We start from the raw sequence: 6,776 nt of genomic DNA on the forward strand, positions 1-6,776 counted from the left end.
CCTCTCAGTAGTGTCGCGAGCGCCTGTAGCGCGCAGGCAACTGATTCAACGGTTCGGTCATTGCTCGAATTCGATCTTCCGGACGAGCGATCGAGGTGACAATCCGCTGTTCCATTCGCTGGAAGTGAGCCTGAGGCGGTTGCGAATCAGTCGTGGCACCCCGACGTTCCAGCCATCGGAACCGACAGCCGACGATCCTTCGTGCTGGTACCTAGGATCGCGTCGACCACCCCAGTCACCACTCGAAAGATCAGTCACCTCAGGCCGTCGGGCGAATCGAGCAGTACACCGAGCTTCACGCCGGCTCCTCGGAGGAGCACTGGCCCTGTTTTCGAGAAGTAGCCCGGGACAACAGATATCGATTGCCCCACCCCTGATGGTCGACCTATCCATCTTCGGGGTCGAGGTCAGCCGCGAGCATTTCCTACCAATTGGAGGCCTGATGGACATCCGCACCGGCATCGCCAAATCCGGCGAGCTCGACATCGCCTACGAGGACATGGGCGACGTGAACGACCCCGCGGTTCTCCTGATCATGGGGCTGGGTGCGCAGTTGATTTACTGGCGCACGGGTTTTTGCGAGCGTCTGGTCAATCAGGGGTACCGCGTCATCCGTTTCGACAATCGCGACATCGGGCTCTCCAGCAAGCTCGATGGCCTTGACACAGGCGCGAAGCTATTGCCCCGACTGCTGCGTTTCCAGGTCGGACTGCGAAACGCGGCCGGCTACACACTGGAGGACATGGCCGACGACGCTGCGGCGCTGCTCGACCATCTACAGATCGAGAAGGCGCACGTCGTCGGCGGGTCGATGGGCGGAATGATCGGGCAGATTTTCGCAGCCACGCATCAGCACCGCACCAAGACTCTGGGCCTGATCTTCACCAGCAATAACCGGGCGCTGCTGCCCCTGCCGGCTCTGAAACAGATGCGGGCGGCGACGACGCGGTCCAAAGACACCTCGCGCGGGGGCGTCATCGCCAACGCTGTGCGGACCGCAAAGATCGTCGGCAGCCCGGGCTACCCAGCGTCGGAGGAGCAGATGGTCGCCGTTGCCACGGAGGCATACGACCGTTCTTACAACCCCGACGGAGTCGCGCGCCAGTACGCCGCCATGCTCGGCACCGGCAGCCTGGTGCGCTATGACAAGAAGATTACCGCTCCCACAGTGGTGATTCATGGGCAAGCAGACAAGATGATGCGCCCCACGTGTGGCCGTGCGGCCGCCAAGGCAATTCGTGGGTCCCGTTGGGTGACGTTCGCTGGGATGGCCCACGACATACCCGAAGCGCTGTGGGATGACATTATCGGTGAACTGACGACCAACTTTTCCAAGGTGCGGTAAGCAGCGAAGCCACCTCGGATCCGGTGGACTGCGCTGCCGCTCCGACCGCCATGACAAGACAACAGCGAGATCGTCCGTGTCAAACCCTCCATGTTGGTCGCTTTGGCGCGCGCGATCCGATGTTACCGCTACCCCTCGGGTGCGCGAGCCAACCTGGATACTGTTGCAACAGTTGACAATTGCCAGGGATGAACGAGATGGGCGACCGTGACGTCGGCGTGGGGCGTCGGGGCCACGCGTTCCATCGATCGGAACCGAGCTTGGACGCATAGCTCGGCAGGCCCGATGATCGTCCTCGTTGAGGAGGTCTGAAATGACAATGACTACGGCGAAGACGGTCACCACCCGAAATGTGACCGTTGGAGACCATCGATTACTGCTGAACGAGGCGGGAGATCCTTCCCGCCCGGCGGTGCTGTTCCTGCACGGGTCCGGGCCTGGAGCGACGGGCATGTCCAACTGGTCGGCCGTGCTGGGCGACCTGAGCGACGACTACTACTGCTTGGCACCCGACGTCCTTGGATTCGGTGACTCGACGCACCCGAATCCGCCTCCCCAGGGCCTGGCTGCGTTCACGACTGCGCGGGTCGACAGCCTCATCGCGTTGCTGGACGTGCTCGGCTTGGAACGTGTTACCCCCGTCGGCAATTCCATGGGAGGGATCTGGTCGCTCGAGCTTGCTCGAAGGATTCCCGATCGCCTCGACAAAATCGTGCTCATGGGATCGGGCGGTGCACCGATTCCTGCCGGGCCTTCGATTCCGGCGCTCGCCGGGTTCTACCAGAAGCCCAGCACCGAGGCGATGACCGCACTGCTCGAGGCGTTCGTCTACGACCCGTCTTTGTTCGGAAATGAGCTCCGCCAAGTGGCGGAACGCCGGATGGCCCACGTGTCGAGGCCGGATGTGACGCGATCCCACGTCGCCACGTTCGCCGGTCTCAACGCTTCCGACCCGTGGTCACTGACGCCCGACGAGGCAGCTGCTATCACTCACGAGGTGCTGATCGTTCATGGCCGTGAAGACCGGTTCGTTACCTTCGACTCGGCGCTGTGGTTCTTCGAACACTTGGCCAATGCCCGGCTTTACGGGATCGGCAAGTGCGGTCACTGGACTCAGATCGAACAGCATCAGCGTTTCGTGACGGCATTGCGCGAATTCCTGTCGGATCGGCTTTGACAAGCTGGGTCTGTTTCTGGCGTCAGTCTTCGGTCCAGGAATAACGCACTGCCGGGCGTTGTCGACCCCTGACGCCAGGGACACCGATCCGATCGAAGCGGCTCTTCACCAAAGGCTGATTGCGGGTCCACCAAGCGCCCGCCCGATGAGCTCCATATCGCGCTCAGCTCGAAACTCGAGGAGAAGTCAGTTTCGAGCGCACAGAAATACGAAACTCGGACCGGGTACATCCGGCTCTGCAGCCATCAACAAAATACGATCGGGTACAACGCCCAACACGATATTCCTCACTCAGGGTCGGGACCCACGAGGAGCTGAACGTTTGTGCCCACATACCGGCTCGTCCCTGAATCCGACTTCGCTCGGAGATGTCCATCCTGCGGCGGCCGCTGTCAGGCAGAAGTGGTGCAGCGGGCGGTGACACCAACCGACAACATCACCAGCGACTATGCAGCATGCATGACGTGCCGATGGGAAGGATTTGCGGACATGACCATTCGGTAGAAGTCGAGCATACAAACGTTCGACCGACAACGGCATCAGACCGACCCGCAATTGTATGCTCGGTCTTCGTACACGGCTAAGCAAAGAGCGTGGCCCACCGTGTCCGGAGAATCTCGAGTCCGACGAGAAATGCTGGGGTGCAGTCTTTACCACAGAGGGAGCGACGAAGACATCGTGATCGAGTTCGGCCTCACATGGCCCGTCCGAGAGTCGATCCCGGGGCATCGGCAAAGGTCCGCGAACTCCTGGCACCCGTCCGGTCAAGTAGTTTCCTCGGGCGAGTTCGGCATTGCGACAGGCTGGGCCCATACTCGATTCGACTGCGAAATCGATGCAGGAAAGCTGAACAGTCTGACCTGTTCAACATGTCAGAATGTCGACACCGAGAAGGAGAGACTCATCAGCGCGAGCGGCCCCGGCTTCTTCCCACTACAGGTCCGCGACACCCTGACGGCCGACGGATTCACCATCGCTCTGCACGAGAAGGCCTGATTCATGACTCGACTCGAGAGCATTCACGAGATTGCCGGGCCCTGGTCGCTCGAGACCAGCAAGCGATTCTGGGAGGGTTTCACCCCCGGCAGACTCGTATCCCAAACGCCGACCGCGGGCATTCACACCGCCTTTCTCTGCGATACCGACTGGCAACGAGTCGATGCCGTCATCACCCAGGACGGGCCGTCTGTCCGCATAGTCGTCGAGGGCCAGGGCGAGCTCGACGCCGCGACCGAGCAGGTTCGTCGGCTGCTCTCGATAGACATCGATGGACGCGGTTGGCCCGACGTCGCGGCGCGCGATGGGGTCATTGCCGATGCACAGGCACAACTCAGTGGGTTCCGGCCCTGCGGCTTCTTCTCGCCCTACGAAGCGGCCGTGTGGTCGGTGCTGACGCAACGCCTGCCGATACAACAGGCGGCGGCGATCAAGACGCGACTCACGCAGCAACTCGGTGATGATGGAGCCTTTCCGTCTCCAGCCACCCTGCTCGCAGCGTCACTCGATCTGCCCGGGCGCAAGGCCGAGTACCTGCAAGCGATAGCCGAGGCCGCTCTCGACGGCCAGCTCTCCGGCTCCCACCTGCGCTCGTTGCATTGGACCGAAGCGTTCGTCCAGGTGCAGACGATCCTGGGCATGGGACCGTTCTCGGCCGAGCTCGTGGTGATTCGCGGGGCGAACTTCCCAGATGTGCTGCCGCGCAACGAGAAACATTTGAGCGACGAAATCACCAAACGCTACGGCACAGGACGCTCGATCGACGAGATCACCGAGGGGTGGAGACCGTTCCGCTCGTGGGCAGCAGTGCACCTACGCGCCCTGCGGGCGCTACGGAGTGAATAGACGACTCCAAGGCACTCGCAGACAACGTGAAGGTGCGGACGCACAGCGTCCGCCCCGCTGCCTCGTCAACCGCGACAACGGCCAACGGATCGGACAAGCGTGTCGTGTGCACCATCAGGGGCCCGAGCCCCGGACCGGCTGTACGAGCGACGAGAAATCAAATGGATACATGTGCGGAATAGGACCAGTTGGACAGCCTCCGTCGACCTGAGTTTTGCAGGTTTTGCAGTCCACACCGTGCACCGACACTGGGACAGCGGAATGCAACCGGCTGAGCCGGCCGGTCGGCCAGTTGTCCGGGTACACCACCACAGTCGCCTACCATCGTTGACTTTCATCGAACGGCCGCAGTACTGTAGTTGTTGAATTGCCGGACAATCAGTTGTGAGATGGGTGCAGGCATGTCTGTATTCGTGTTCGTCAAAGAATGGCTGGACGCCAATGTGGCCGTCCTCAGCCAGAATCAGTAGACCGCCAGTGTTCGCGGCCCCGAGGCACTCGTCGGACTGGCGTCATTATGGGTCGATGCGCGGCGCATCGTCGGACCTACCGCGTACCTCTCGTTGCACTCCCCGGTCCTCGAGAGTTCCGTTGCGACCTTCGGGCGTGCCCACAGCGCGTCGACGAATGTGGCCGTGAGGCGTCGTAATACAGCGCGACAGAGCGACGATTCGATGCTTTGATTACTGAACGGATAGCGCTCGAGGAGTGCCATGACTGATCTCTACACGCAGGTTCTCACCGATGTGTCCTACGCAGCGGGTTGCGCCGGCTACGCCGATGCCGGGAGGGACGTTCTGACGCTCCTGCAGCAGGGAACGCACCATGAGGCTGCGGCGCTTCTGGCTTGGGACAGTTCTCGACGGCGGCATCGACCGATTGCCAGCGCGGGCTACCGCGCCGAGACTGTTGAATTTCTTGGCGACCCATACATGGCATCGGATGAAAATCGCGTCTTGGAGATCGCGTCCGGCCCGGTGCGGATAGATGACTTGCCGAGTTACCGCGATACCCCCACGTTTTGCGAGGTGCTGGGCCCTGCGGGATTCCGGGACGGTATGACGACTCGTCTGTACCGCGAAGACGGGGCTTATGCGGGGATGCTCCACGTATCGGCCACATCGGCCGGTACATTCGATCATCGAGCGCAAGAACTTGTTTCGGCGTTGTCGACAGTACTTTCCCGCCTCACCGTCGCCGACCGCCCGCCGGCTCTGCTGCCCCCGGCTCCCGAAGGTGCCATGGTTGGCGTGATCGACCGCCATGGACAGCTGAGGCCGGTCGATGGCTTCCCAGCCCCCGGCGCAGTGGTCGACCCCCGCTTCGGCGCGGTCGTCGCACGGTTCTTGCGGTCGTTGAACCCGGCCATGGTCGGCCTGTGGCCCACTGATCACAAGTGGTCGTCGGTGACGCTGACACGCGTTGTCGACTCGGGCCTGCACGAGGCCGCCTTGGTCCAGGAGGTCCTGGTGGACCCCATTCCGTATGGGCTGTCCGCCAGAGAACTCGACATCCTGTCGGCAATGGCGTCCGGGCATTCCAATCGCGAGATCGCCGTACCGCGGTCGATCTCGGTGCGGACGGTGACATCGCACGTGGAGAGCATCCTGCGCAAGATGGATGCCGGCTCACGCGCGAGCGCCGTGGTGGCCGCCACGCAGCAGAAGCTGCTGCGCCTGGACTGCGCTCAGTCGATGATCTGATCCAGGGGTTCTTCGATCACGAAGCGCTCGAGGACGTTGCCGGTGGAAGGACGCTGTTCACCCGGCACCGCCGAGCTGCAGCGTTAGGCGCAGTTGACGTTCCACTCGTGGTCCGATGGTGAGAAGCTCGCGATCAACGTCCAGATCAGTAGTGATCCCTTGTCGAGACAACGTCGGTCCGGCCTGAACTTCGTACGACGCCAACGCGGCAAGCATGACTGTTGCAGTTGCATTCGCGGGAAGACGCAAGAACAGCATCGGCGCGAGGGTTCCTGCCGCAGAGGCATTGTTGCCCGCCACCGGCCTTGCGACACCCTCGATGACACCCTTGCCGAACTCCTCCGGATGCTTGGACACTTCGTTGTCGGTGATGTACGACAGAGATGTCGGCAGCTCGGTCCCGCCGGGCGAAGCGCGCCGAACGGAATTTGTACGCGGTACTGCGCAACCTCGGCTTCCATGATCGCTTCCAATCGCTCTTGCCCGTCAGACGCCCGGCGGGAATCACCTCGGCCTGCCTATGGCGCAGTGCGGAAGAGGTCAGGGCGTCGGACTACCTTTTGTTGGAGGTGAGGGAGCCGATAGCAGTGGAGTGCTCATGACTGCCAAGGGGATCAGTTGTTGTTCACCTACTTCAGCGTCCCTTCTTGATTCCCTCGAACACCTTCGGGTCGACGAGGGTGGAGACGTCGCCGAGTTCGCGGCCTTC

4 protein-coding genes and 1 pseudogene are annotated in these 6,776 nt (G+C 62.0%); 4 read left to right on the forward strand and 1 reads right to left on the reverse strand.

Features of this window, described 5'->3' with window-relative positions; all coding sequences use genetic code 11:
* Positions 1-442 precede the first annotated feature (442 nt).
* From QM588_RS25100 to QM588_RS25115, 4 genes are all read left to right on the forward strand, one after another.
* On the forward strand, positions 443-1,345 hold the full coding sequence (locus QM588_RS25100) for an alpha/beta fold hydrolase (protein ID WP_283317350.1): 903 nt from the start codon (positions 443-445) through the stop codon (positions 1,343-1,345).
* Between the two features lie 313 nt (positions 1,346-1,658).
* On the forward strand, positions 1,659-2,522 hold the full coding sequence (locus QM588_RS25105; protein ID WP_209205417.1) for an alpha/beta fold hydrolase: 864 nt from the start codon (positions 1,659-1,661) through the stop codon (positions 2,520-2,522).
* 999 nt (positions 2,523-3,521) lie between these two features.
* Complete coding sequence (locus QM588_RS25110) at positions 3,522-4,364, forward strand: DNA-3-methyladenine glycosylase family protein (RefSeq protein WP_135045942.1); 843 nt, start codon at positions 3,522-3,524, stop codon at positions 4,362-4,364.
* A gap of 713 nt (positions 4,365-5,077) precedes the next feature.
* Entirely contained in the window at positions 5,078-6,067 is a 990-nt protein-coding gene (locus QM588_RS25115; RefSeq protein WP_283317351.1) for a helix-turn-helix transcriptional regulator, read from the forward strand.
* Between the two features lie 125 nt (positions 6,068-6,192).
* Here the strand turns inward: QM588_RS25115 and QM588_RS25120 are convergent.
* Positions 6,193-6,596, reverse strand: a pseudogene (locus QM588_RS25120) (tripartite tricarboxylate transporter permease); the annotation flags it as partial.
* Between the last annotated feature and the right edge of the window lie 180 nt (positions 6,597-6,776).

This window comes from Rhodococcus sp. IEGM 1354, from assembly GCF_030056855.1.
Lineage (GTDB): Bacteria > Actinomycetota > Actinomycetes > Mycobacteriales > Mycobacteriaceae > Rhodococcoides.